Below are 24,997 nucleotides of genomic sequence, written 5' to 3'. Positions count from 1 at the left end.
TATTTTACCTGTTTATCTTGCACACTTTTCTTGATCGGACGATCGCATAACCAGGCCGTGTAACCTTTCTGCACTTATCCAGCAAGCCCTAATTAACGGGAGATTTGTGCTCCTTGAGTATCGATCCCGATCGCCCTTACATCAGCCTTCACCCCAAATTCCATCCAAGCAGCCGCCATTTCCCTCACAACCGCACCAGCATTAGTAGCATCCGTTAAAGCCAAAAGCGTCGGCCCCGCACCGCTAATTACCATTCCACAGGCCCCTGCATTCAGGGCTGCTTGTTGCACCGCTTCATATCCCTTAATCAGAGATTGCCGGTAAGGCTGGTGAATTTTGTCTTGCAGGGCGCACCGCAGCCAGTTTTCATTGCCTGTTTCCAAAGCCCGCAACAGCAAACCGAGGTGTGCGGCATTGAAAATCGCGTCAGCCCTGCTGTAATCTGCGGGCAAAACTCGGCGCGCTTCGGCTGTAGAAAGTTCAAAATCGGGGATGGCTACCACCGGGACAATATTCGGATGCCAGGGAATATCGCAAATTTCCCAGGAACCCCCCCCCTGCCCCCCCTTGCTAAGGGGGGGTGATGGTAGAATTTCCGCATCTAAATCTAAGGGTGATTGTTCTGTTAGCCCCGCTTCACGGAGGGGGAATCCTTCTCTTAGCCCCCCTTTAGTAAGGGGGGGTTGGGGGGGTGGATTGCTAGCAGCGAGGCGACATCCTCCGAGTAAAGCGGGGACAACGTTGTCGGGATGGCCTTCAAGTTCGATCGCCAACTGCATCACTTCCACCTGACTCAAAGGCGCACCGGCTAATTGATTTGCACCGACTAACCCGCCGACAATAGCTGTAGCCGAGCTCCCCAAGCCTCTAGCCAGCGGCACTTGCATATCTATATGTATCGCTACAGGCGGCGGCGATTGTTGGAGGCGATCGTATAACTTGAGAAAAGCTTGATAAGCGAGATTGCTGTCGTCTGTCTTGACTTTGGCGGCTTCTTGGCCTGTAACGGTAATTTTTAGTTTCTCGGTTGCTGAGGGTTCGAGTCGGGAGAATTGGAAGCGGTTGTAGAGGCTTAAAGCGGCACCGATGCAGTCGAATCCTGGGCCTAGGTTGGCGGTTGTGGCGGGTACGGTAACGGTGACGGTGGAGATTACGGACATTTTTTGAATAGTTAATTTGGAGTGTTTAACCGCAGATGGACGCGGATGAAGGCAGATCGAAGGTATTATACTATGTTTTCAAAAGCACTCTATTCTTGCAGACTTTCAAGATGCTGTATGGCATCTTGATAATCGTTGGTATTGCCATCTTTTTGATAGAGTTCGGCGGATTTTTGATAATCGGCGATCGCCCCCGGTTTGTCTTCTAAGAATTCGCGGACTCTGGCGCGGTTGTAGTAGGCGTCGCCGTAGTTGGGGTTAATTTCAATGGCGCGATCGAAATCTGCTTTAGCCGTTGGGTAGTCTTTGAGGTTGCGGCCGTGGATGATGCCGCGTTTATTGTAAGCTTTGGCGTAGTTGGGGTTGAGGCGGATGGCTTCGGTGTAATCGGCAATCGCCCCTTGAATGTCTCCTGCCTCTGATTTGGCTAAAGCACTATTGAATAAATCTTCAGCAGGATTTTGAACAATCGTTTTTTGAGCTATTAATATTGCTGAGGATTTAGCAGATACAGCAGAAAATATATTACCAAAGATAGTAAAAATTACTAGAGTAGCAATTAAATTGTAAAATGATGATTTCATAATTTAGGCAAAAATTAGAGCGACAGAACAACTAAAACCGGGCAACAAAGGCGAAGTTAGTTCATCATTGCTCAACAGCGTAGCAATCAGCCTTAAACTTGCTTGTTCCCTGCGATAAACTTCTATTTGCTGCAACCGCCAATTCACAATCCAGTATTCCTGTACTCCTCGTACCGAATAGAGTCTGAGTTTCAAATCTCTATCCCGTCTTTCATTGTCTGCACCGGGGGACAATACTTCAACAACTAACTCAGGTGCGGCGGTTAAATGGCCGGCTTCGTCTAGCAAGATAGCCAAGCGTTCATTGCTGGCCCAAACTAGATCCGGAATGACGTTATCAGCGTCCGTGAAAATGATACCTGGATTGATTCCTGCTCGTCCTAAATTAGTCTCTCGCGACCAAGTATTAAGTTCTTGGTAGAGGTTGCCTATAGCTTGTTGATGACCCCAATGCGGTGCTCTAGTCACAAATAACTCTCCATCAATAATTTCGTAACGATCGCCGTTATCGGGCAATAGTTCTAAATCGGCGGTAGTCCAGCGTACTTTATCAGATATTGTCTGGTTCATACAAGCACTCTTGATAGGTGATACAAACATTCTAAACGATCGAGCTTCTACACGATCCACGGCTTGAAACAATCGGGCTACACTGACTCTCGCTTTTTGCAGGCGAGACTCATAATATTGAAACCCGCCTGGGTGCGGGTTTCGTTTTTGTAGACGCGATTTAGCATCGCCAAATTGTCCGATCGCCCAATTTAAAATTATTTAAAATTTCAAATCGCGCCATTACTTCAAAATAGTTTTAGAAGCAATCCGAGTTTTCTTGCGATCGGCTTCACTCAATTGTTCGCCAGACTGCAAACGAGTAGCAGAGGTTTGCAGCACAGTTGCGGCACTTTTATCGCCCATTTGTAGAGCAGTTTTAGCAGCAGTTTGCAGCATCGTCGCCGCGCCGGCTCGATCGCCCTGTTGCAATCTAGTTTCTGCGAGTTGAGTTTGGCGGTATTTAGCCAAAGCTAAAATGTGCTGCTGCACAGTCGGGTTAAGTGCTGGCTGATAAACTTTCAGGACATTAGCAGAAATTGCAACTGGATCGGAAAGCAAACTTTGACCGACAGTCGGATCGTCGTAGCGAATTTGCAATTGCCCGATCGCCTGTGTACCTTCGGGCAACTGTCCAATATAAATATTAGCCAAAACTACTCGCTCTATATCCTTCATTAAATCTCCCAGGCGCACCATAAAACGATCGCCCTCTTGCTGTACTGGCAATTCGATCGTATCCGGGGCAACTTGGGCGATCGGTTTGAGTTCGGCTAACCGTACTTTTGGCATCAGTGAAAATAGCAAATAAGCATTAGTCAAACCTACACCTTGGATGCGAGTAAATAGTTTGCTAAACTCGTCAACCGCATCTTCGGGACGCTGAATGTGAGCCAGAGCACCGCCGCCGGCGTCAGCAATCTTTTCCAAAATATCCTGGTTCCAGTTATCGCCAAATCCCAGAGAATTTAAAGTCATGTTGTAGTCGGCAGCCAATTTAGCCAACTTCAAACAGCGGCTGTCGTCGCCGTGTTCGTTTTCGCCGTCAGTCAGCAGAAACGCCTGAGATATAGCTTCTTTTTTGCCTTTGCCCAACTCTTCAATACCTAACTTAATCCCCTCATCAATTGCTGTGCCGCCGGCCGAGCGCAATTGCTCAATTTGCCGTTTAATGCTAGCGGGATCTCCCACAATTTGATTGGGCACGAGGACTTTGGCTTTATGGTCGAAAGCCACCGCGCAAAAGCGATCCCCGGGCTTCAACCTGTCGAGCAACCGTCCGGCAGCTTGTTTGACGGTTTCCAAGGGGCGTCCGCCCATCGAACCGCTGTGGTCGAGAATCAGGCACAGGTTTAAGGGTACGCTGGAGTCGATCGAGCTTACCGTCGCAGACACCGAAATCGCTAGCTGGCGCTGCGTTGAGGGCGCGGCAGCGTCAAGGTTAGGGTCGTTTAAAACCGGGAGCAAACTAACTTTCATGCGGGATACCTAAAGATTGCGTTACTATTTCTTTAAGAATAGCTCCATCAGTTCAGGCAACATTTCGGTTATATGAACACACCAATTAAAGCTGTGCAATCGCCATACTACGGGGAAGGGAACTCTCGGACGCCACCTCCCGATTTGCCATCCCTGTTGCTGAAGGAGCGGATCGTTTATCTGGGTATGCCTCTAGTGCCTGCGGTAACAGAACTGATTATCGCTGAACTGTTGTTCTTGCAGTACGAAGACCCTGAGAAGCCGATCAAAATCTACATCAACTCAACCGGCACTTCTGGTTACAGTGGCGAACCCGTCGGCTTTGAAACAGAAGCCTTCGCTATCTGCGATACGATCAGGTACATTAAGCCGCCCGTACACACTATTTGCCTCGGTTCGGCAATGGGGATGTCTGCGATGCTGTTAGCGGCTGGTACAAAAGGCTTTCGAGCGAGTTTGCCCCACGCTTCTATTGTGTTGCACCAACCCAAGGCTTACACGCGGGGTCAAGCAAGCGACATTCAAATTCGGGCTAAGGAAGTGCTGGCAAATAAAGCAACGATGCTTGATATTTTTGCAACCTGTACTGGCCAACCGATCGAAAAGATTACTAAAGATATGGATCGGTTGCTGTACATGACGCCTTATGAAGCTAAAGAATACGGTTTGATCGATCGCGTTCTTGAAAGTTCGGAAGAATTGCCGAAACCGCTGCCGGCTGGAGTCATCTAACTGGGAATGGGGAATGGGGAATGGGGAATGGGGAATGAGTAAGAATTAAGGGTTAATGGCTAGTAGTTTCTACCCTGATTAGTTATTCAATAGTCTTTTTATGACTAAACAATTCCCAATTACCGATTCCCAATTACCGATACCCGATGCCCGATGCCCGATGCCCAATTGCCCGATCACCAATTATCAACTAAACGGAGTTCCGAATTATGCCTATAGGTGTGCCAAAAGTTCCCTACAAAATGCCGGGTGGTTATGATACTCAGTGGATTAATATCTACGATCGCCTCTACCGGGAACGGATTATTTTCTTGGGCAGGGACATTGACGATGAAATTGCCAATCAAATCATCGCTGTGATGCTCTATCTCGATTCGGAAGATTCAGGTAAGGATATTATTTTGTACATCAATTCCCCAGGCGGAATGGTGTCGGCAGGCATGGCTATTTTTGATACCATGCAGCACATTAAATCGGACGTGGTGACGATTTGTGTGGGCTTGGCTGCTTCGATGGGTTCTTTCCTGTTAGCTGCCGGTGCGAAGGGGAAACGGTTAGCTTTGCCTCACTCGCGAATCATGATTCACCAGCCTTCTGGGGGCACGCGGGGACAAGCAACGGATATTCAGATTGAGGCGAAAGAGATTCTGCGGCTGCGCCACGAACTCAATAATATCTATGCTAAGAATACTGGCAAGCCGATCGAGAAAATCGAGAAGGACATGGATCGCGACTATTTCATGTCCGCTGAGGAAGCCAAGGAATACGGCTTGATTGACAGAGTGATCGAAGATCGTCCCTAAGTTATTTTTTCGCGACCGTAGTGCGGGCAACCCTCGCACTACCACCTAGTTCGCAGTAAATTTTGGCAGAATCTTTACATTTAAGGATTCTGCCATATTTAATGGTATTATCAACGCTCATTCATGCTAAATGGATATTGCAGATTATTACCGACAGTTAGGACTGAGGTCTGGTGCCAGTTTATCGCAAGTTAAGGCCTCTTATCGGCAGTTAGCGAGACAGTATCACCCCGATGTGAATCCGGGGAACGAACAGGCTAAGAATAAGTTTATTGCTATTACTGAGGCTTATAAGTTCTTGGTGAATATTGCCCCCCACCATGTTGCGGAGTCGAAAGTTGCCAATTCAACTGTGCCGCCTATTTGGACACCGCCGGAACGGGAGGTGAAAGCTCAACCGCAGGCAGTTAAAGTGACTCGAAAAGAGGCTGCGGTTCAATCTGATGCGGATCTGTCGGCGGTAGAACAAAAGTTAAAGCAAGATGCTTATTTTGAGTTGCAGCAGTTGCTGAAATATCAGAGGTTCCCGCGGGCGATCGCCTTGATTGAGGGTTTGGCCCAGCGGGTTCCCGAAGATTTGGAGGTGCGTCAGTGGCAGGCGATCGCCTATCAGCGCTGGGGACGGCATTTGATCGGAGAAAAGCAGGTTGATAAGGCTAGAATTTATTTGAAAAAGGCTGTGAAAACTGACCCTCACAATCGGGCTTTGTGGGCGGAAGTTGAGCGGGATTTTCGCAAGTTGGAACAGATTTATTGAAGCGATGTTGCGTCCCCCTTTTTCAGGGGGTCTGCGTCGTGAATTTTTAATTTTTCTAAAATAACTTTGGTATTTTCAGGTCGGTTTTCCGGTAGCGGTTCGATTAATTCGTCGATCGAGTCTAGGAGTAACGGGTCAATATCTACAGCTTGGTTCCTCCAATTAATTTTACCAGTTTTTCCATTAACGGGAAAATCGATCGGCTGTATGCCTGTTAATAAATGTACAAAAGTACGCCCCAGGGCAAAAAAGTCCGATCGCACGCCTGCTTTACCTAGAAGTTGTTCCGGTGCGGCGTATCCAGCAGAACCTATGGGTGCGGTATCTCTCTCTGCTTCTGTGGCGGCGCCGAAGTCAATTAATCTCAATTTCCCATTGGCTTCAAGCATCAGGTTGGATGGCTTAATATCCCGATGTACTAAATGATATTTGTGGATTTCCTGCAAAATATGAAGCATTTGTTGCAGCCAATCAAGAGCGAGCTTTTGAGAAACGTACTGGTTTCTAGTTAAGAATTCTGCCAAGTTTTCTCCGCTAATTTTTTCCATTACCAAACAAGACAATTTCTGGGAGTTATTGGGCAGTGGTATCTGGAAATAACCGTCAGGTTCGACTTGGGGAACACGGCCTTTTCCGGCCAGCCAAATCAAGGCTCGCGCTTCTTGCTGGAACAAGCGAAGTAAATCGGGATTGTGGGTGTGTTTCAAGACTTTTAAAACTTTTACAGTCCCCCATTCGTTTTCCCCTGTTCCCAAATCTTCAACTTCAAAGATGTCAGTGGGGCGTGCGGGATTGGGCGATCGCACTGATTTAATGATTCGGTAGCGATCGGCAATTAACAAATCCGTGCCGCAAGCCTGACAATTTTGAGCAGCAGCAGGATTTTCGCGTTGTTCGCATTGAGGGTTGATGCAGTAAATCATCGGCCTTGATATGTCCACAACTGACGGATTTAACAAATTGATTCAATTATTAGCATAAAACCCAGCAGTTCTGACCTTACTACTGGGTTTATATTTACCGCCCATTTGCGCACGCTATCACATTTAAGTCAAGGATTTAAGATTAATAGCATCGCGCTCTACCGATTGAGCTACCCCCCTGCGTTTGGTAGAGGGGGCTGGAGTTGAACCAGCAACATCGATGATGTGATTTTCCTGACATTCGTTTTAGCGATCGGCGGAGAATGCTGAGTTTAGAGTAATAACTTGCTGTTGAATTTGTACGAAATGGTGCCTCTGCCAATTGGGCTACCCCCCTATTTTGGGTAGAAGGGACAGGAGTCGAACCTGTACTGTCACATTTGTACGGTTTAAGTTGAAGGTTGAGATTGAACTTGTACTCTGTTTATATCTTAAACCATAACTATTAAAAAAGCAAGCAATTAGCGGAAAATAAACTGAAAAATTCGATCCCCCACTCTCTGTTCCTCCACTTCTGAATTGTTAGCTTCTTCGCGAGCGAACATAACAGCTTGCTGCAAGATTTCCACCCTTTGCAGCAACTCATTGATCCGCCGCGCTGGCAAAGCTCCAGAAAACTTGACAGTCCGCCAATAGCCGATCGTAATATCTTCGTAATAAACATCGACTTGCGCCGGATGGTGTTCGGTAGCTTCAGCTTTAACGTGATTGCGCGGAGTTTTAAAAGTCTTGAGAGTTTGCACCGGTTCTGTTGCCCAGCAGTCGGCCGAAGCATCGAAGTTCCAAGTCTCCGAAGCATCTAAAACTGGAAGTTTTTTGATGAATGCTTGCAAATCTGCTAACTGCTTTTCAATGAATAGCAAATAGCTGACGGGAACTTGGCTCAAAAGCACGTTTCCGTCTACAGTTACGTCAGCGCGAGCGCTACAATTTGTCCAATCTTTGGTTGCGGTTACGTCGAAGAGTTTGGTCAAAACTTCAGTTGTTTTGCGGATAATCTCTTCGGCTTTGACTTCAACTTTTTTGGACTCGGGCGGCAGTTGTTCGCCTTCTTCGTCTTTGGGACGGTAAGTGCGGGAGATTCCAGAAAGCACAGCGGGCTTCTGGAGCGCTTTTTGAGCTTCTGCTAGTTCTTGGGCGGAGCGGCTTTTGATGCCTTTTTCGATCGCAATAATCTGATTTAAGCGTGGCATTGTTCGATTTTATTGACGCTGAACTCACATCAAGTCCGGTTGATTTTGATAATCAAATTGTTTGTCCTGTGGCTTTTAGGTCTTTGAGGACTTCAGTCCTCAGTACAAACCTCAGGATCGTTCTTTAACCAGACTTGCTCAAGTTGTAGTATTACATAATTCAATATAAATTACAAGCTTTTTTTTGTAGGCGCGGTGCCAAGAGATCCCGCCGCTACCCGTGCCCAGCAATTTATCTCGCAAAAAATCGGCAAAATCTCTAGCGTCGCTGCCAAAGTGTAGCAAATATCACTCTCTGTTGGGGCTGCAACTACCTCTTGAGATAGATGCGGAAATACCTCCCAGGGCGCGTTGTCATATCGGGAAATATTTCTTAACATATAGATAACAAAGGGAATCCGAGGAGACACCAAAAATCCTTAAGCCCTTGGGGTGCCCCCGTTAATCAGATTCTTAGCAAACAAGGGCTAAATCAATGAACCAGCAAAACTCCGAAGTTTTAGCATTTTTGCCCATGCTCCAAAAAGGCATTTGGCTGTTTGGGATTCTCTCTTGGATATTCGGGCTGACAGATAGAAGTATTGCACTATTATCTGACGGATATTTGTCGGCGATCGATATTGTCCAGCTATTTACAGCTTCATTCTTCTTCCTTAGTTGGCTGTTTTTAAGCCCCTTTTTGGGTTTTAACTCCCAGAGGCAGCCGAAGGGTGAAGCATCTTCCTAGTTTTTAATTGGTAATGTTAGTTTCTCGATCGCTCTTTGTTTCTTCTGGGGCAAAGCGGGCCGGCCAAATGCGATCGCAGAAAAACAAAGTTCCCGCCGTCACGCACAGCGGAATCGCCAACAGATTCAACAGGGGAATGCTCACCAAACCCAAACAAACCACACCAAAACTCCCGCTGGCCGGCAAACTCGCCCAAATTATCTTCAATTTCTCCTGAAAAGGTCGTCTCCGCCTCTCCAAAGGTGCATCTAAAAAGTCCAAACAGACAATAGTCGCGCCCAAAGCTACGCCACCCAAACTGCTAAGAATAGAGCCGACGCCAGGGATAAAATGCAGCAGCAGCAGCGGTATGCCGACGCTCAACAAAATTTGTAGTTTTCGCAGTTCAAAGGCGATCGCCCTTTGAATATCCCCAAAACTACTCGCCAGATTCATTGGTTCTTCTGCGGGCAATTGACCGTTCCGCAGAAGTTCCAATTGTTCGGAAAGTTTGCCGTACCAAGGCGAACCTAAAATCACGCCAAACTGCACTAACAAAAATCCAATTATCAGCAAAAGTCCTGACACTAGGAGTACGCGCAGCAGCCAGCCGAAAGCAACTGTTAACACGCCGAGAAAGCTCAGCCAAGCTGGAAAACTCGCAATTAGAGCATTAAATCGGACGGACAAATCGGTAACTAAAACATCTATCCCTGCCAAACTGGGAAATAGCAAGCTTAAATAAAGACCGATACCAATTATAAAATTTAGCACCACGGGAACTAATACATAAGTCCACAGCTTGGGAGTTTGCAAAATCAGCGTGAAAGCTCGCAAAGGATAGGTGAAACCTGCCAGGAGTCCAATTGGTGCGGTAATGGCGGCCTGAGCGGGGTTTGAATTTAGCTGTTTTGACATATTTTCTGCTTTTGAGGACTCGACTCTATTTTCTATTATCCACTTTCCATTATTATTGCTGATGAGGATTTATCGCAGGTAGCCCAACAGTGAAGCTTTTTATTTACCATACCCCGGAACTTACGCCAGCCGACAAAATGCCGGCTTGCGCGATCGCAGTTGATGTGCTGCGGGCGACTACGACAATGGCAACGGCCCTGAATAATGGGGCGGAAGCTGTCCAAGTTTTCAGCGACTTAGATAAGCTAATGGCCGAGAGCGAAAAATGGCCCGCAGACAAGCGGATTCGCGCTGGAGAGCGCGGCGGCGGCAAAGTTGACGGATTTGACATGGGGAATTCCCCCTTCGACTGCACGCCAGAAAAGGTGGCTGGGAAGCGAATTTTTATCAGCACAACTAACGGTACTCGGGCTCTGCAGCGAGTGCAAGCTGCTGCAACTGTGTTAACGGCGGCTTTGATTAACCGCAAATCTGTGGTGCAGTTTTTGTTAAATAAACAGCCGGAAACTATTTGGATTGTGGGTTCGGGTTGGGAAGGGAGTTATTCGTTGGAAGATACGGTTTGTGCTGGTGCGATCGCCCAAAGTCTCCTGGCAGAAAGCGGTATTCCTGCGAGCGATTTTGCTGGTAACGATGAAGTATTTGCTGCTATTGCTCTTTACCTGCACTGGCAAGATAGGTTGCACGAATTGTTGGAAAGAGCCAGTCACGGCCAGCGCCTCCTCGGTTTAGGTGTTATTGAAGATTTAAAATATTGCGCGCAAACGGATACTTTAGATGTGCTGCCGGTGCAGCGAGAACCGGGAGTTTTGGTTAAGTCGGATTTTAAAATTCCTCAAGCTAATTTCTGGGTGAAATCTTCGGAAAAAACGGCGAATTAAATTTTTTCTGGGAGTGGTGTATTGGTTGCGAGTCCAGGATTAGATGCACACTCTATTTGTAGGAATGATATAGAGGACACGGCAGTGCCGTGTCCCTACCGAAAATAATATTGTAGGGACACGGCACTGCCGTGTCCTAATTTTGGCTAATAATTCCGATGCTACCGGAAACGATATTAGTTAGCGAACGAGATTTTTTTTAAAGAAAGTAGAATTAAAGATATTGGGTAGGGCCATAACTAATGTTGTGTCCCTAGTGTATTGGAGGCAATTGAGAATTGTTGGATTCACCGCCGAACCGCTGAATTAAACACTCGGCAATTCTGGCTGCTGCACCGGGTTCTCCCATGCGGCGCCAGCCATTTTCTGCGATTAGCTGTAACCTGTCGGGGTCGCGGAGCAAAGACTGGACGGCAGCGGCAACTTCGGCGGGATGTTTGACTAAAATTAATGACGGGCCTAACAGGCGACTTTGAGCTTCTGCAAAAGCGGGAGTAAATTGCGGGCCGTTTCCGGGAATGGCGATCGCGGGTTTTCCTAAACCTACAAATTGTTCTGTAGCCGTTCCGGCCATTGCTATTGCTAAATCGGCTTCGTACAAACAATCGTTAAAACTTTGTTGAGTTAAAATCATCGTGGCGTTTCTCTGCACAAATGTCAAGGGCAATAGCAAATTAGGAGATTCTTTATGAATTTCTTGAGCGCTAGAAACAGGAGGTCGCAAAATACTTCCTTCTCGCCGCTGCGTTCTAATTTCGCCGTCTTGTCGCCAGCCGAAAAATTCTAAACTCGGTCGCAAAGCTTCTAGATTTAACTCAGGGGAAATGGCTCCAAAAAATAACAATTTGCGATCGGCAAACAGCGACAAAATTCCGGCCACAGCCTCTACTATTAGCAGCCAATTAGCATAGGCTTCCGGCGCTCTAGAACCGGGGAGTAAGGTGATGACGAGCGATCGCTCCATTTCCCGAAACTCTGCGTCAGGGCCGTAAAAACCGGCTGGATTTTCCGGTTCGAGTCCGTCCATCATTGGGTTTCCGAGATTGTAAGCCGGAATTCCCAGCTTTTGTAAAGTCTCGGCGGTTAGCGCGTCCCTGGCAAAAACAGCCCGACAGCGCGATCGAGTCATCAACCAGCGCTCCCAAGGCAAATAAACCGAGCGCGGCGACCAACCCCACCCAGCAAAGGCGCGGGATTTGCGGCCCAAAGGCCCGTCCTCGTCGCGCAAATAATACTCGGACTTTGCCGTACCGACAAAGGCATAGGGCGCGCCGCTGAGCCAAGCAAACAGCAGCGGTACAATATCCCCGCAGGCTAAAATAACGCCGTCTTGATTCCCAGACTGTTGTTGCGTCCGCACCCAAGCGCGGATGGCTTTAAACTGAGCTACGGTCAACTGAATCAGACCGCCTTTGACATCGCGCAAAAATTCCCTTCCGTCCATGTAAATAAAGCCGCCCGAAGGCATCCGCTGCACCGGGCCGATGATGCGGGCGTTTTCTAGTTGAGCGAAAGCTTGCCCTTCGCCCACTAGCGGAAACACGGCTAATTCTGGGGGATGCGGGTGCTGTTGCAGTTCCCACAAGATGCGAAGGGCGATCGCGTCTTCTCCGTGGCCGTTACTGAGGCAAAGTAATTTCAATCCCAACTCTCTCAAAAACTCTATTGTCAAAAAATAGCCTGAAAACCCTGGGACTTCAGTCTAGGGATGAAAGGCAACTTTACACTTTAGTTTACCAGAAATTTGTTGTTTAAAATAGTACAAAACACGGTAATATCGAACCCGATCCGCCGCTGCTCAAAATCTCTGCTGTACCCAAATATATCTGGCATTTAACAGCAGTTGCTCGGACTCTAAGAGGGCAACTTCTGAAGCGGCAAAACAACTTGTTTAATGTTGGGACTTACGATCGCCTGCACTGACAATTAATTGCCCGATCGACAATTGCTCTATCTCCGCCTAAATAACGCAGCGGTAAGCTGCTGCGCATCTAGATCCAGCCCAGGCGCATCTAAATTTTACAGTCAAGTTTGATGACATTCTTGTGGGGTGTCCCGCCCGCCCAAAAATACAATTTAGATGCCCAACAGCTTATCTGTTAAAGGCAAGCTCTAAACCGTGATAGTCCTACTCTTTTCCCTCGATATATTGCTTTAAAATATTCCGAATTTGTTTGAGCTGAAATCCCTTAGCAAGTTGGCGCAGCTTCGAGACAAACGGCACTAATTTTGGGTCTAAACTTTCCAGCTTAGCACTCTCCTCAAAAATTTCTTCAATGTCGCCCATAGCTGCGAGTTTCAAAATTTTTGCTACCGACTCAGAAGCCGCAGGTAACAGAGAAGAATAAGCAGGCAAATCAGATGCTGGTGACAAACTGGGAGTTTTACGTTTTTTGCTTTCCGAAGATTTTTCGTAAATCCATTCTAGTCCCAAGTGCACCCGTAACTGTTCCAAAAAGTGATTTGCTTCGATCGGCTTGGGAAGAAAATCATTGCACCCTGCGAGGATGCTCTCTTGCTGTGTCGCCTCGAAAACGCTAGCTGACATAGCGATTAACACGACATCTTTTAATTCTGGCAACTGCCGCAGTCTCCTTGCAGTTTCTAACCCATCTATTACAGGCATTCCCAAGTCCATAAAAATCACATCCGGTTGAAATTCAACTAATTTACAGAGGCATTCGTGACCGTTTTCGACCTCTAAAACTTCAAATCCCAAACGCCCCAGTAGCCTGCACAATAAATTGCGATTTAGTTGATTGTCGTCCGCGATTAGCACTTTCCGCTTGTTGCCGAAAAAACCCACAACCCAGCGTTTTTCCCGTAAAGGAGACACCTCCAAGTACCGTTTAGCTGCGGGCAACTCTAAATCTATCCAAAAAGTGCTGCCTTTTCCCAAAGTGCTGTTGACGCGAATTTCGCTACCCATTAGTTTCGCTAATTTCTGGCTGATCGAGAGTCCGAGACCCGTACCTTCAACAAAGGTATTGCCTCCTACTTGGTGGAAGGGCAAAAATATTTCTTCTAACTTGCTTCGGTCTATTCCAGTACCGGTATCCTCGACTTGAAAGCGGATTTTTAAAGCGTGTTTGGCTGCGATCGCATTGTGGGCGAAGCGCATATAATTTTCTTTCAGTTCCGAACTCAAAATCGATAATTCATAATTTTCGCCTTGCCCTCGACTCCAGGCTCCTGTGCCGACATAGCCGACTTTAAAAGTCACACCGCCGCTGTTAGTAAACTTAACGGCATTGCTGAGTAAATTTATGAGGATTTGGCGCAATCTTTTTTGATCGACACGGACGGAGCTAGGCAGGGGAGATACTTGTTCGTAATTGAAGGAAATTTGTTTTTGCGATGCCCGCATCTGAAAGAGATCGGCAATGTTTTTCGTGAATTTTTGAAAATTTAACTCTTCCGGGTAGAGTTCCATTTTTCTAGCTTCGATTTTGGAAAGGTCTAAAACATCATCGATTAACATCAGCAGGTGTTGACCGCACTGTTGAATATTGCTGAGACTTTCTTGCTGATCTGAGCTTAAGTCTTTGTCGGTTTTCAAGATTTGAGCGTAACCTAAAACGCCGTTTAAAGGCGTGCGAAGTTCGTGGCTCATGTTGGCTAGAAATTCGCTTTTGGCACGGTTGGCGCTTTCTGCGGCTTCTTTGGCTTGTTGGAGGGCCGATTCTGCAAGTTTGCGATCGGCAATTTCGGTTTGTGCTTGTTCAAATAGCGTCGATTGCTGGATCGCGATCGCCAATTGCACGCACAATTGCCGGAGGGATTCTATTTCTGAGGCATCCCAGGGACGAGGGCCTCTGCAATCCTGGGCGATCAGCAGTCCCCAGAGCTGATTTTCGGCGGTAGGTTGGGCTTGGGAAATGCTTTCTCGTGCTTTTAAAATCGGCACTATTAAGTTAGCTTTTACTTCAAATCCTTCGAGAAACTTCATGTGGCATTCCGTCAAATTTTCCCGGTAAATATCTTCCATAGATCTAATACAGCCTTGCTGATAAATATCAACAAATTTCTCTTTAAAACAGCCATCAATATTGTTAAAGTTTAGCAGCGAAATTCTATCTTTTGCCACGGATTCCACAACGACAAAGCCGCTCCAGTCGGGATTAAAACGGTAAATAACTGTGCGGTCTGTTTGCAAAAATTGCCGCACTTGTTCGACAGCACTTGTCAGGACTTCTTCTAAATTGAGGGAGGAGCGAATGCGATCGAGCATGGCAACTACCAGCCGTTCTCGCCTTAATTGGTGCAGCAGCGCCATCTCAGCTTGTTTGCGATCGGTGATGTCGGTAATTACTCCCACTAGCCCGATTAAATTGCCAGTTTCATCTTTAATGCAGTCGGCACGAAATAAAGTCGTTACCACTTCGTTGCTTTTAGTTTTGATTTGGAGTTCGCCTTGCCAAGATTTGCCTTTACGGACTGTTTTAAACATTTCTACCAGCACTTGACTTCGGGGGTAAAGTGCCGTTGCTCCGCCTGCTGTGTTCAGTTCTTCTGCTGTGTAGCCGTACCGCTGAACAAAGGCTTGATTGTGGTAGATCGATCGCCCTGTCAAGTCAGCAATGCCGATCGCGTCGCTGGTACTTTCTACGGCTTGAGTAACTCGCAGCAAATCTAATTCTGCTTGTTTGCGATCGGTAATATCAGTAATAGTGCCGATATAGCCTTTAATTTCCTGCTTGTCTCCGATTTCGGCAATTGCCTGACCGATCACCCAGATTACCCGACCGTCTGGACGCTGAAAGCGGTATTCGGATTTAAAAGGAAATTTCTCAATAATTGCTCGATACCATTCATTTTTTACCCGCTCCGTATCATCGGAATATATGGCATCCATCCAGCCAGTTTCTGCTGCTAATTCTGCGTTTAATCCCGTGATTTCACTCCACCGCTGATTGACATAAAGGCAATTTCCCGAGGGGTCGGTGTGGAATATACAAACTGGCGATGCTTCTGCTAAAGTTTGGTAGCGGCGCTGGCTAGCTCGCAGTGCTGATTCTACCTGCTTTCTATTAGTGATATCGCGGACTATCGAAATTATCTCGCCGCCTGCAAGCATTGTCAGCGACAATTCTTGAGGGAACTTAGTACCGTCGCGGCGCTGGCCGCTCGCTTCTATATTGCAGTACCCTTTTTGCAGGAGCATCGGCATTATTTGTAGTTCAAAAAATATATTTTCTGCTTTGCTGTAGAGCATTTTCCATTTCTTCCCATACAGTTGGCTAGTGCTAGCCAAGCCGTACATTTTTAGATAAGCGTCGTTTGAATAAATACATTCTTTATTATTATTAAAAATGGCGATACCGTCATAAGCAGCGGCCATTGCTACTGCTTGTCGCTGGAGTTTGGACTCGGCTTGTTTGCGATAGGTAATGTCGTGACCGACTGAGTAGATTAAACCTTCTTCACTAAATGGCGATGACGTCCACAGCAGGCATTTGTAAGAACCATCTTTGCAAAGATAGCGGTTTTCAAAAGAGATACTGGAAGTACCGGCTATTAGTTTTACCCCTTCGGCTGCGGTAGCTTTTCGATCGTCTGGATGCACAAATTCGATCATCGGCTTGGCAAAAAGTTCAGCACTACTGTAGCCTAAAACCGTTGACCAAGCAGGGTTTAATCGTTTAAAATATCCGTCGAAACCGATAATGCAAAGCAAGTCTAAGGAAATGGTAAAAAAGCGATCGCGCTCTGTTTGTGCCTGCTTTAATTCAGTGATATCCATCACTAAACCGTCCCAGAGAATATCGCCTTCGCTCCCAGATTTTGCCTCATTATTGAGCTTTTCCGGTCTCGCCGCTCCTTGCAGCCACTTAACTTTTCCCGATTGCAGGGTATGTCGCCACTGCTGCTGCCAAGGTTCCAGGGTAGCGGCTGAAACTTCGATCGATGCTTCTAAATCTAAGATATCGTCTGCATGAATTCCGCTGAAAATTATTTCTGCATTTTGCTCTATTACTTCTGGCTCTAATCCGTACATTTCGCGACTACTTGAAGATACGTAGGGAAAAGACCTTTCTCCAGTTGCTGAGATTCGGAATTGATAAATTATTCCTGGCATATTAGCTACCAATTTTTGAAATCGAGCTTCGCTTTGTTTCAGGGCTCTTTGCTGCCGTCTCTCTTCGGTAATATCTCTAATTGTCCCTACTATTACTTTACTGCCGTCTGCTATTTTAAAAACGCTTTTTTTGGTAGAGATGATGTGTTCTTTCCCGGCGGTGTCTGTGAATTTTTCTTCAGTTTCCAAGCAGACCCCCGTTCTCAATACTTCTTCATCTTTTGTCCAAAAAACATCAGCTTCTGATTTTGGGAAAAAGTCATAATCTGATTTGCCGATCAGTTCTTGCCGCGATTTACCGATCAACTGACAAAAAGCATCATTTAATATCATCCAGCGGTGTTGCTCGTCTTTGACAAAAATTGGGTCTGGCGTAGCATTTATGGTGTGGTTTAAAAATTCTTCTGACGCTTTCATTTTGGCTTCGTAGCGGTAGCGATCGCTCACGTCCAACACTACTTCGATCATCCGGTCTATCGACCCGTCCTGGCGGCGGATGCAGCGCAGGGAAACTCGCGTGTGAACTATTTCGCCGTCTTTTTTGAGCCACCTTTTGTCTAAGATGTAACCGTCGATCGTACCTGCTAACATCTGAGAAATTTTTTCCAAATTGGCATCTAAATCCTCTGGATGAGTCAACTCCAGCCAATTCTTTTGCACGAGTTCGTCGCGCTCGTAGCCCAGCAAATTGCACAGCGCATCGTTAACTTCTATCCAGTTGCAATTTTGAGAGATTTCGCGGTCAATAATTGGAGCGATGATGGCAATTCCGATCAGGGAATTTTCCACCACCGATCGATATTTTTCTTCGCTCTTTCGCAAAGCATCTTGACTGTTCTGGCGTTCTATGGCGTAACGGATCGATCGAATTAACAGTTCGCTGTCAATTTTTCTTTTGACTAAATAATCCTGTACCCCGACCGAAATCAACCGCAGGGCAAGCTCTTCGTCGTTTTGGGCGGTCAGAACTACGATCGGCACATTTAGCCCGTACTCTTGTACCCGAGCCACCGTCTCGATTCCGATACTGTCTGGCAGTGAAAGGTCTAATAAAATTATGTCAAAAGTTTCTTGATTCAATCGCTGCTGCGCTTCGCTGAGGCGCTCTACTTTCGTCAGTAGTATACGCTGCACGCCACCAATTTCCGACAGCAAATCTTCAATAAGCTCAGCTTCCTGAGGGTGGTCTTCTACTAACAGAACTTTTAAGCAGACAGGAGCCACAGCTAAGTTAAAAACTGCTTTCATAATAGTTATTAATCAATAAAAATGTAAAACTAACTTGGGTTTTATCTTTTATTTCCGGGGCAATGATTTAATTGCACCTACATATACATCTGCGGTCATTTAGCGGTGTGAGCGCTAGCAAGAAAAATTGTGTTTAATACTTATAATTATATCACGCACTAACTCGACTGTCAACGCGAAACATTTTTTATTTTAACTTGCCATTTATACCACTTAAACAAAAAAAGAATGCACCTGTAGGTAACATCCCAACACAGATAGTCACAATCATTCCCAATTATTTAATTCTTTAATCTCAAATATAAAATAGTATTAAATTTTACCTTTTACTTTCTAGCTTCTGCCTTTAAATATAGGATTTAATTCAGCTTCCGCTGCCTTCTAGCTTCTACCTCTTGCAGAAAGGATGTCTCGATTAAGCGAGAGTAAAGTGAAAAGTTGAACCTCTATCCGGTTCCGAATCCACCCAAATACATCCGCCGTGACGTTCCACAATCTTTTGACAAATTGCTAAACCAATACCTGTTCCAGAATATTCTCTTTGAGTGTGCAAGCGCTGGAAAATTTGAAAGATGCGTTCTTGATGCTGCGTCGCAATCCCAATTCCATTATCCGAGACAGAAAATAACCAGTCTTTCTCCTGTTTGCAAGCCGTAATATGAACCACAGGCGGTGCATCGTGGCGATATTTAATCGCATTGCTGACTAAATTTTGAAAAAGCTGTACGAGCTGAGAAATATCCCCCATTACCGCTGGTAATTCATTGTAGGTTACAACTGCTTGAGTCTGGCGGATCGCCCCTTGCAGGTTTGCGAGTGCTTGCTCGACTGCGTGATTGCAATTTGTCAGTTGAAAAGGTTTCTGACTCCGGCCAACTCGCGAATATTCGAGCAAATCGTCAATTAAAGTTTGCATTCTCGTGCAGCCTTGAACGATATTGCCGATAAACTTACTAGCTTGGCTGTCGAGTTGGTTTTTGTAGCGTTTTTCTAAAAGTTGAGCGTAACTGGCAATGGTTGCTAAAGGCGCTTGCAAGTCGTGAGAAGCCACATAAGCAAATTGTTCTAGTTCGGCATTTGAACGCGCCAATTCTTGGTTAGATTTTAAGAGAGCCGATTCGGCGTGCTGGCGGTTCGATATCTCTTGTTGGAGGAGCAAATTTTGCTCTTGCAGGGTTTGTTCAACGGCGCGACGGGTGCTGATTTCTTGTTGCAGGATTTGGTTTTTTTCGTGAATAGTTTTTTCAACAGCTAAGCGGCTAATGATTTCTTCTTGAAGCAGCACATTTTGTTCTTTTAGCTGCTTTTGTAAATTCCGCAGGCTGAGGTGACTTTCGATGCGGGCGAGCACTTCTTCAAACTGAAATGGCTTGCTGATATAGTCAACAGCTCCCACAGCAAATGCGTTTACTTTGTCAAATACTTCATCTTTAGCGCTGATAAAAATTACCGGAATTTCGCGAGTTTTCGGTTCTAATTTCAAGTGCTGACAGACTTCGTAGCCGTTCATTTCCGGCATCATTATGTCGAGCAAAATCAAATCTGGTGGATTAGAATTGCAGGCTCTCAGAGCCATTTTTCCGTTAATCACGCAGCGGGGGGTGTATCCTCTCTGATTCAACATCGTAGACAACAGACGCAGGTTTTCTGCTGTATCGTCTACTACTAAAATGTTTCCTAACGGCGTCCTTGGTTGCTGATTCTTCATTGATTATTTCCCTGATCCTGTTTTATTCACAAAATATGTTTGCAGCTATGTTATTTAGGACTTACGGAAAACACCCGGTTGATAGTAAGAATATTGGGGAAACAAAACGAGTAATCGGCTCATAAATCGGGTGTTTAACCGTTTGTGTACAAGCAAGTCTTGTTATTGTTTGTTTACCAATCCTCAAATCCCCAGCAGCAGAGTCAGAGCATTATTGTTCCAAGTCCATCCTTTATCTAAAACTTTAAATCCCGCGACTTTGCACATAGATTCTAAAGCAGAAGCTGTAGGCAGCCACCACCACGGGCCAAAGTCGTTGATCTCAAAAACTGCTTTCTGAATTAATCCTAAAATGGGTGCACCGTCGGTGTGCTGCTGCCAGTAAGCTGTTAAGATAGCTCGTTCTGCTTCGCCTACAGCGGGAATGAATATTACTCCAGAAGCTGGAATTTCGTAGCGTCCCCGCTCGTTTTCTATAATTTCTTGAGTAATAGCTGAAGTTAAGATTAAATACTCCCCTGTTATTTGATGCAAACTCGTTAAAAGTTGCAAAGGATGAGGGTGATGGTACAAAACTCCTGCACAGTGAACTACATCGTAAGGCTCGCCAATTTCTGCAAGTTGAATCTGAGTTATATCTCGATTGATACAATTATAATTAACAATATTTAAACTTGTCATCCGATCGTGAAAATCTTGCCACCAGTGGATGGATGCCGGCATGGCATCAATCATTGTCAGAGAAACTGCACCGTATTTGCTAGCTACAGATACTTTTTCGTTGACAGTTCCCCACAAGCCGCCGACTTCTGCAAAAGTCTTGCCTTTGGCGACTCGGGCAATGTAGCGATCGCGAATATCATTAGCCTCTAACTCTAATAATAGACTGCGATCGCCACTTTGATGCTTTATCTCTAAAAGTTCCGCTAATTTACCAGATATTGCGGGATCTTTTGGCCGAATTTCTAAGGCCATCAAGTACAAAACTGTCGCTGCGTCAAGCCGATCGCTCTCGGCAAACTTTTGAGCTATTTTGCAGTAAAATTCAGGAGCGTGCAGCGGTTGCAATTCGTGGTGATAGTAGCTGCTTGCTGCGTCTAAATCTGCCGGAGTTCTTTTGATGAGAGCATCGCCTAACTTGGTGTAAATTTTGGGGAACTCAGGCTCAATTTGTAGCGCACAAAGGTAAGCGGAGACAGCCTCGTTCCACTCGTGCAGCTCAGTCAAAGCCTCGCCTAAATTGTAATAAGACCAAGAAAGATTGGGGTTTAGTTCAATCGCGCGCTTGTAGGCGACAGACGCTGCTTTCCACTGCTGGGTTTTTAACAGCGCTTCTCCTAAATTGTGGTAAGTCCAAGAAAAGTTTGGATTGAGTTCGATCGCCCGCTGGTAGGCGCTGATTGCTGGCAACCAATCCTGAAGTTTAACTAAAGTTAAAGCTAAATTATAATGAGACCAAAAAAAATCTGAATCAATTGCGATCGCCCTTTGGTATGCCACCGCAGCTTCCGACCATTTTTGTAATTGAAAAAAAGCATCTCCCAACTTATGGAATGCTCCCGAAGAATTAGGGTCTAAGTCAATTGCTTGCTGGTAAGCAGCGGCGGATTCCGACCATTTTTTTAATTGACCGCAAGCTTCCCCGATGCTGTAGTAAGACCAAGAAAAATCCGGGTTAATTTCAACAGCCGTGCGGTACGCAACGATGGCTTCTTGCCATTGGGCTAGCTTGAGCAGCACACTACCTAAATTGTAGTAAGACCAAAAAGAATTGGGATTTAACTCAATACTTTCCCGGTAGGCAGCCTCCGCTTCGCGCCAGAGTTCCTTGGCTTGCAAAACATTGCCTAATTTGTAATGAAACTCCGAAATATCCGGCTGGAGTTGAATAGCTTTGCGGTAATGAATAATCGCTTCGTCCCACTCTTTTAGCTCGCTAGCAGCTTCGGCTAATTGGCAGTAAGCTTCGCAAAAACTAGGGTTTAAATAAATCGTGCGGTGGTAACAAGTCCGCGCTTTTTCTGGCTTATTTTGCGCCAATAAAGTATTGCCTAAATCGAGGTATTCTTCGGCTATTTCTATCGGTTCCACCATGAGTGCTTGATACCAACAGTCTGCTGCTTCTTCAGCTTGACCGACTTTGGTAAATATCCGGCTCAAATTTCGGTAAAATCCTGCAAAGTCCGGTTGGAGGGAGATGGCTTTTTGGTAACAGACGATCGCCTCTTGCCACTGTTCCAATGTAGCGCAGAGAGTGCCGAGGTTAGCAAAAACTTCGGCAAAATCTGGTTGCAGGGCGATCGCAACTTTATACCAATACCTTGCGTCTTCTAGTTTACCCTGAGCTTGCAGCGCCTTCCCCAAGGTCTTGCAAGTCTCGGCGGAATTGGGGTGAGATGCCAAAACTTGCTGGCAAAGTGCGATCGCCTCATCCAACTTCCCTAAAGCTAAATATATTTCTGCCTGTTGTTGATAATCAACCGCTGCTGTTTCTGAATTCACTTCTTACGTTCCTGTTGAGTAATAATTCCATGTATGATTGTATGGTACAACTTGTCAAAGTTCAAATTCAAGTAAATACATCTGCCGAACGGCAAATAGTGCTAAATGTCAGCGACATTAATATAAACTAGACAGTAAGGTTAACAGCGAGCTCAATAATGTCAACATTCAATCGAACACCGCTAATCAGCGTAATTATACCTGCATATAATAGCGATCGCTACATCGTGCAAGCGGTGGAAAGCGCGCTGGGTCAAACTTTTACTAATTTGGAAATTATCGTTGTAAACGACGGTTCTCAAGATGAGACGCATCAAGTATTGCAGCCTTATATTGACAGAATTCGCTACATTTATCAGGAAAATCAAGGAGCAGCAATAGCTCGCAATCGAGCTTGCCAGCTAGCCAAAGGCGAGTTTTTAGCTTTTTTAGATGCTGATGACTATTTCCTACCAGAAAAACTAGAGAAACAGATAGCTTGCTTTGAGGCCGATCCGGCATTAGATATGGTGCAAACAGGTTGGTTCATGGTCGATGAAACCGGGCGAGAGATTTCTGCTGTCAAGCCTTGGCAGCAATCACAAAAATTAGATTTAAAAAGCTTTATTATATATAAATGCGTGCGACCGAGTGCGATGATGCTGCGCCGAAAGTGGTGGGAAAAATTGGGTGGTTTCGATTCTCAGCTTCCGCCGACCGAAGATTTAGACTTTGCCTTGCGTTTAGCTTTAAAGGGGTGCAAAGCAGTTTGGTTAGAAGAGATACTTACCTGTTATCGCCAGCACGATACCAATCTCATGTCAAGCGGTTTTCCGCTAATGAAGAATACAGAAATTCTGATGGAAAAATTCTTTGCTAGACCTGATGTGCCTCACTCAATCCGCCAGTTAAAAAACCAGGAACGCTATCAATGCTTGGTGTGGATGGCATGGCGGATGTATCGCGGCGGTCATCTAGCAGAGATGGCGGAATGTTTGGAAAAGTCATTGCAATATACCCCTTTTTCGCCCACGGAAACTGTGTTAAATTGGCTGCAAACTTTTCAGAGCGTTTCTGAAGAATACGGTGACAATTTTGATGCTTATTCACTGAGTCAGTTAGGGGAATGGCAAGATATAATTTTGGGGGTTATGACGCATCAGCCCCAATCCCAAGAGAGTGCTGTTTTCACACCTCCCAAAGCACGTGAAGCGAAGCTATCCCGTAGGAAATCGCACATTTTACTCTACAACGCCGACGATCCGGGCGTGGGAGGATTAGCGCAGTACAACCATGCCATTCTCTGTCAGTTAGCCTTGTTGGGCTATCAAGTCACTTGCGTGCAAACTAAACATTCTAGCCCGTTGGTTGAACGAGAACGAGAGTTAGGTATAGAGCACTTGTGGCTGGATTTTAGCAGCCATAGAGATTTAGCGCGGGTGTTAAGAAATACTGAGGATGCACAAGAGATTTTTTCTACTAATAAACCCGATCTGATTATTTTTAGCGATGGCTGGCCCTATTCCAATTTTGCAGCTAAACAGGTAGTTATTCAGATGGGAATACCATACATGATGGTAATCGGGTTAGTTATGCCAGCTCACGCAAATTTTGCCTACGGGGATGTAGTGCCTTATCGAGAGGGAGTGCTGTATCAGTGCCTGCAAGCTAGAGCGGTGATTGTTGGCGCACAAGAACATTTGAATTTATTGTGCGATGACTTTGATTTACCCAAAGATAAGGGGCAAGTGATTTACTTGGGGCGCTCTCCTGAATATTTTGCACCTCCTAATGCTTCGGCTCGCCAACGCCTGCGGCAAGAGTTAGAAATTCCTGAAGATGCCATTGTCTGTTTCACATCTGCTCGATTGGCACCGGTTAAAGGGCATCAATATCAGATCGAAGCAATCAAGCAGTTGAAACAATCTCCGGTGTGGTCTAAACTGTATTTTGTATGGGCAGGGAATGGTGAGGGAAGCTATTGCGATGTAGAAAGAGAATTGAGGGAAGCTATTAGAGAGTTAGGAGTGAGCGATCGCGTGAAATTGATCGGACAGCGCTGGGATATCTTAGATTTACTGGATGCTAGCGACATATTCATTTTGACATCTCTCGGCGATGCAGCACCTTCTTTTTCAGTCATGGAAGCGATGGCTAAAGGATTGCCCGTAGTTGCTTCGGCAGCGGGCGGCATTCCAGAAGGGCTCGGCGATACTGGGAAGTTGTTGCCCGATCCGAATACCGATCCGGAGGGAACAGCGAGGGAATTGGCGGAAACTGTAGAAGCTTGGGCGATAAATCCAGAATTGCGCAGCCAAATTGGCAAAGCTTGCAAGCAGCGAGCCGAGAAAATGTTCAAAGAGGAGCGGATGCTCGCACAGTCTGTTGAGGCGATCGAAAAAGCTTTACTTTCCGACGATCTCGAAACAGATCAATTTGTTACTCAACAACAGGTGCAGGGGTGGATGGCGAAGGTAGAAAGCCGGGTGCGCTACAACTTTTTAGTGTGGAAGGCGTGGCACGCTTACTGCCAAGAAGATCTCATCGGGATGCAGCAGTGGCTTCAAGAATCTTTAAAGTGTACGCCTTTTTTGAGTACAGAAACGCTGCTTAACTGGGTAGAATGTTTTGGAAATTTTTCGTCATTAAAAGGGCATCGATTGGATACATATTCTCTGACTAACTCAGCAGAATGGAAACACTTAGTCGAGGGCATACAGGGTTTTGAACCTGTATTTTGTCTATCCTAAAAACACCAGATTGAAATTTTCAATTGAGGTTGATGTCAGCAGTAGA

The 24,997-nt window shown here is 45.9% G+C and carries 17 protein-coding genes; 6 read left to right on the top strand and 11 right to left on the bottom strand.

Annotation, left to right across the window (positions count from 1 at the left end; genetic code table 11):
• Nucleotides 1-92 precede the first annotated feature (92 nt).
• From thrB to E5S67_RS14540, 4 genes are all read right to left on the bottom strand, one after another.
• A complete protein-coding gene (thrB, locus tag E5S67_RS14555; RefSeq protein ID WP_172188338.1) occupies nucleotides 93-1,160 on the bottom strand; it encodes a homoserine kinase in 1,068 nt (355 codons plus the stop codon).
• Nucleotides 1,161-1,249: 89 nt separating this feature from the next.
• Nucleotides 1,250-1,744 carry a tetratricopeptide repeat protein gene (locus tag E5S67_RS14550; protein ID WP_172188336.1) on the bottom strand — a complete coding sequence of 165 codons (495 nt, stop codon included), beginning with the start codon at nucleotides 1,742-1,744 and terminating at the stop codon, nucleotides 1,250-1,252.
• A 3-nt stretch (nucleotides 1,745-1,747) separates the two neighbouring features.
• Nucleotides 1,748-2,314 carry a Uma2 family endonuclease gene (locus E5S67_RS14545; protein ID WP_172188334.1) on the bottom strand — a complete coding sequence of 189 codons (567 nt, stop codon included), beginning with the start codon at nucleotides 2,312-2,314 and terminating at the stop codon, nucleotides 1,748-1,750.
• Between the two features lie 222 nt (nucleotides 2,315-2,536).
• Entirely contained in the window at nucleotides 2,537-3,772 is a 1,236-nt protein-coding gene (locus E5S67_RS14540; RefSeq protein ID WP_172188332.1) for a vWA domain-containing protein, read from the bottom strand.
• A gap of 72 nt (nucleotides 3,773-3,844) precedes the next feature.
• On the opposite strand from E5S67_RS14540, the gene E5S67_RS14535 reads away from it, so the two are divergent.
• From E5S67_RS14535 to E5S67_RS14525, 3 genes are all read left to right on the top strand, one after another.
• Nucleotides 3,845-4,504 carry an ATP-dependent Clp protease proteolytic subunit gene (locus E5S67_RS14535; RefSeq protein WP_172188330.1) on the top strand — a complete coding sequence of 220 codons (660 nt, stop codon included), beginning with the start codon at nucleotides 3,845-3,847 and terminating at the stop codon, nucleotides 4,502-4,504.
• A gap of 209 nt (nucleotides 4,505-4,713) precedes the next feature.
• Entirely contained in the window at nucleotides 4,714-5,307 is a 594-nt protein-coding gene (locus tag E5S67_RS14530; protein ID WP_172188328.1) for an ATP-dependent Clp protease proteolytic subunit, read from the top strand.
• Between the two features lie 130 nt (nucleotides 5,308-5,437).
• Nucleotides 5,438-6,064, top strand: a complete 627-nt coding sequence (locus E5S67_RS14525; protein WP_172188326.1) for a J domain-containing protein — start codon at nucleotides 5,438-5,440, stop codon at nucleotides 6,062-6,064.
• Here the strand turns inward: E5S67_RS14525 and E5S67_RS14520 are convergent.
• Together E5S67_RS14520 and E5S67_RS14515 are read right to left on the bottom strand one after the other, a co-directional pair.
• Nucleotides 6,058-7,005, bottom strand: a complete 948-nt coding sequence (locus tag E5S67_RS14520) for a protein kinase domain-containing protein (RefSeq protein ID WP_339382871.1) — start codon at nucleotides 7,003-7,005, stop codon at nucleotides 6,058-6,060. The two genes, E5S67_RS14525 and E5S67_RS14520, sit on opposite strands and share 7 nt — an antisense overlap.
• A 443-nt stretch (nucleotides 7,006-7,448) precedes the next feature.
• The gene (locus E5S67_RS14515) at nucleotides 7,449-8,180 is read right to left on the bottom strand and encodes a DUF7873 family protein (protein ID WP_172188324.1); all 732 of its coding nucleotides are present in this window, start codon (nucleotides 8,178-8,180) and stop codon (nucleotides 7,449-7,451) included.
• A gap of 475 nt (nucleotides 8,181-8,655) precedes the next feature.
• On the opposite strand from E5S67_RS14515, the gene E5S67_RS14510 reads away from it, so the two are divergent.
• Nucleotides 8,656-8,907 (top strand): hypothetical protein, encoded by a 252-nt coding sequence (locus E5S67_RS14510; RefSeq protein ID WP_172188322.1) that lies wholly within the window; start codon nucleotides 8,656-8,658, stop codon nucleotides 8,905-8,907.
• Nucleotides 8,908-8,910: 3 nt separating this feature from the next.
• Here E5S67_RS14510 and E5S67_RS14505 read toward each other — a convergent pair whose 3' ends face one another.
• Nucleotides 8,911-9,804 (bottom strand): EI24 domain-containing protein, encoded by an 894-nt coding sequence (locus tag E5S67_RS14505; RefSeq protein WP_172188320.1) that lies wholly within the window; start codon nucleotides 9,802-9,804, stop codon nucleotides 8,911-8,913.
• Nucleotides 9,805-9,893: 89 nt separating this feature from the next.
• On the opposite strand from E5S67_RS14505, the gene E5S67_RS14500 reads away from it, so the two are divergent.
• Nucleotides 9,894-10,685 carry a 2-phosphosulfolactate phosphatase family protein gene (locus tag E5S67_RS14500; protein WP_172188318.1) on the top strand — a complete coding sequence of 264 codons (792 nt, stop codon included), beginning with the start codon at nucleotides 9,894-9,896 and terminating at the stop codon, nucleotides 10,683-10,685.
• Nucleotides 10,686-10,938: 253 nt separating this feature from the next.
• Here the strand turns inward: E5S67_RS14500 and E5S67_RS14495 are convergent, their stop codons facing one another.
• The 4 genes from E5S67_RS14495 to E5S67_RS14480 all read right to left on the bottom strand — a co-directional run bounded on the left by E5S67_RS14495 (nucleotide 10,939) and on the right by E5S67_RS14480 (nucleotide 22,222).
• A complete protein-coding gene (locus tag E5S67_RS14495; protein ID WP_246276792.1) occupies nucleotides 10,939-12,357 on the bottom strand; it encodes a lipid-A-disaccharide synthase-related protein in 1,419 nt (472 codons plus the stop codon).
• Nucleotides 12,358-12,813: 456 nt separating this feature from the next.
• The gene (locus E5S67_RS14490) at nucleotides 12,814-18,012 is read right to left on the bottom strand and encodes a PAS domain S-box protein (protein ID WP_172188316.1); all 5,199 of its coding nucleotides are present in this window, start codon (nucleotides 18,010-18,012) and stop codon (nucleotides 12,814-12,816) included.
• 415 nt (nucleotides 18,013-18,427) lie between these two features.
• Nucleotides 18,428-19,720 (bottom strand): ATP-binding protein, encoded by a 1,293-nt coding sequence (locus E5S67_RS14485; RefSeq protein WP_172188314.1) that lies wholly within the window; start codon nucleotides 19,718-19,720, stop codon nucleotides 18,428-18,430.
• A gap of 183 nt (nucleotides 19,721-19,903) precedes the next feature.
• Complete coding sequence (locus E5S67_RS14480; RefSeq protein ID WP_172188312.1) at nucleotides 19,904-22,222, bottom strand: tetratricopeptide repeat protein; 2,319 nt, start codon at nucleotides 22,220-22,222, stop codon at nucleotides 19,904-19,906.
• 158 nt (nucleotides 22,223-22,380) lie between these two features.
• Between E5S67_RS14480 and E5S67_RS14475 the strand changes: the two genes are divergently transcribed.
• A complete protein-coding gene (locus E5S67_RS14475; protein ID WP_172188310.1) occupies nucleotides 22,381-24,951 on the top strand; it encodes a glycosyltransferase in 2,571 nt (856 codons plus the stop codon).
• Nucleotides 24,952-24,997 lie beyond the last annotated feature (46 nt).

It is taken from the genome of Microcoleus asticus IPMA8, assembly GCF_013179805.1.
GTDB classification, from domain to species: domain Bacteria; phylum Cyanobacteriota; class Cyanobacteriia; order Cyanobacteriales; family Microcoleaceae; genus Microcoleus; species Microcoleus asticus.
The sequence above is the reverse complement of the archived record's forward strand: the minus strand, read 5'-3'. Positions and strand labels throughout refer to the sequence as shown.

Excerpts from the sequence above, each read along its gene's own strand:
- thrB (WP_172188338.1), bottom strand. The coding sequence starts at position 1,160 with ATGTCCGTAATCTCCACCGTCACCGTTACCGTACCCGCCACAACCGCC.
- E5S67_RS14550 (WP_172188336.1), bottom strand. The coding sequence starts at position 1,744 with ATGAAATCATCATTTTACAATTTAATTGCTACTCTAGTAATTTTTACT.
- E5S67_RS14545 (WP_172188334.1), bottom strand. The coding sequence starts at position 2,314 with ATGAACCAGACAATATCTGATAAAGTACGCTGGACTACCGCCGATTTA.
- E5S67_RS14540 (WP_172188332.1), bottom strand. The coding sequence starts at position 3,772 with ATGAAAGTTAGTTTGCTCCCGGTTTTAAACGACCCTAACCTTGACGCT.
- E5S67_RS14535 (WP_172188330.1), top strand. The coding sequence starts at position 3,845 with ATGAACACACCAATTAAAGCTGTGCAATCGCCATACTACGGGGAAGGG.
- E5S67_RS14530 (WP_172188328.1), top strand. The coding sequence starts at position 4,714 with ATGCCTATAGGTGTGCCAAAAGTTCCCTACAAAATGCCGGGTGGTTAT.
- E5S67_RS14525 (WP_172188326.1), top strand. The coding sequence starts at position 5,438 with ATGGATATTGCAGATTATTACCGACAGTTAGGACTGAGGTCTGGTGCC.
- E5S67_RS14515 (WP_172188324.1), bottom strand. The coding sequence starts at position 8,180 with ATGCCACGCTTAAATCAGATTATTGCGATCGAAAAAGGCATCAAAAGC.
- E5S67_RS14510 (WP_172188322.1), top strand. The coding sequence starts at position 8,656 with ATGAACCAGCAAAACTCCGAAGTTTTAGCATTTTTGCCCATGCTCCAA.
- E5S67_RS14505 (WP_172188320.1), bottom strand. The coding sequence starts at position 9,804 with ATGTCAAAACAGCTAAATTCAAACCCCGCTCAGGCCGCCATTACCGCA.
- E5S67_RS14490 (WP_172188316.1), bottom strand. The coding sequence starts at position 18,012 with ATGAAAGCAGTTTTTAACTTAGCTGTGGCTCCTGTCTGCTTAAAAGTT.
- E5S67_RS14485 (WP_172188314.1), bottom strand. The coding sequence starts at position 19,720 with ATGAAGAATCAGCAACCAAGGACGCCGTTAGGAAACATTTTAGTAGTA.
- E5S67_RS14475 (WP_172188310.1), top strand. The coding sequence starts at position 22,381 with ATGTCAACATTCAATCGAACACCGCTAATCAGCGTAATTATACCTGCA.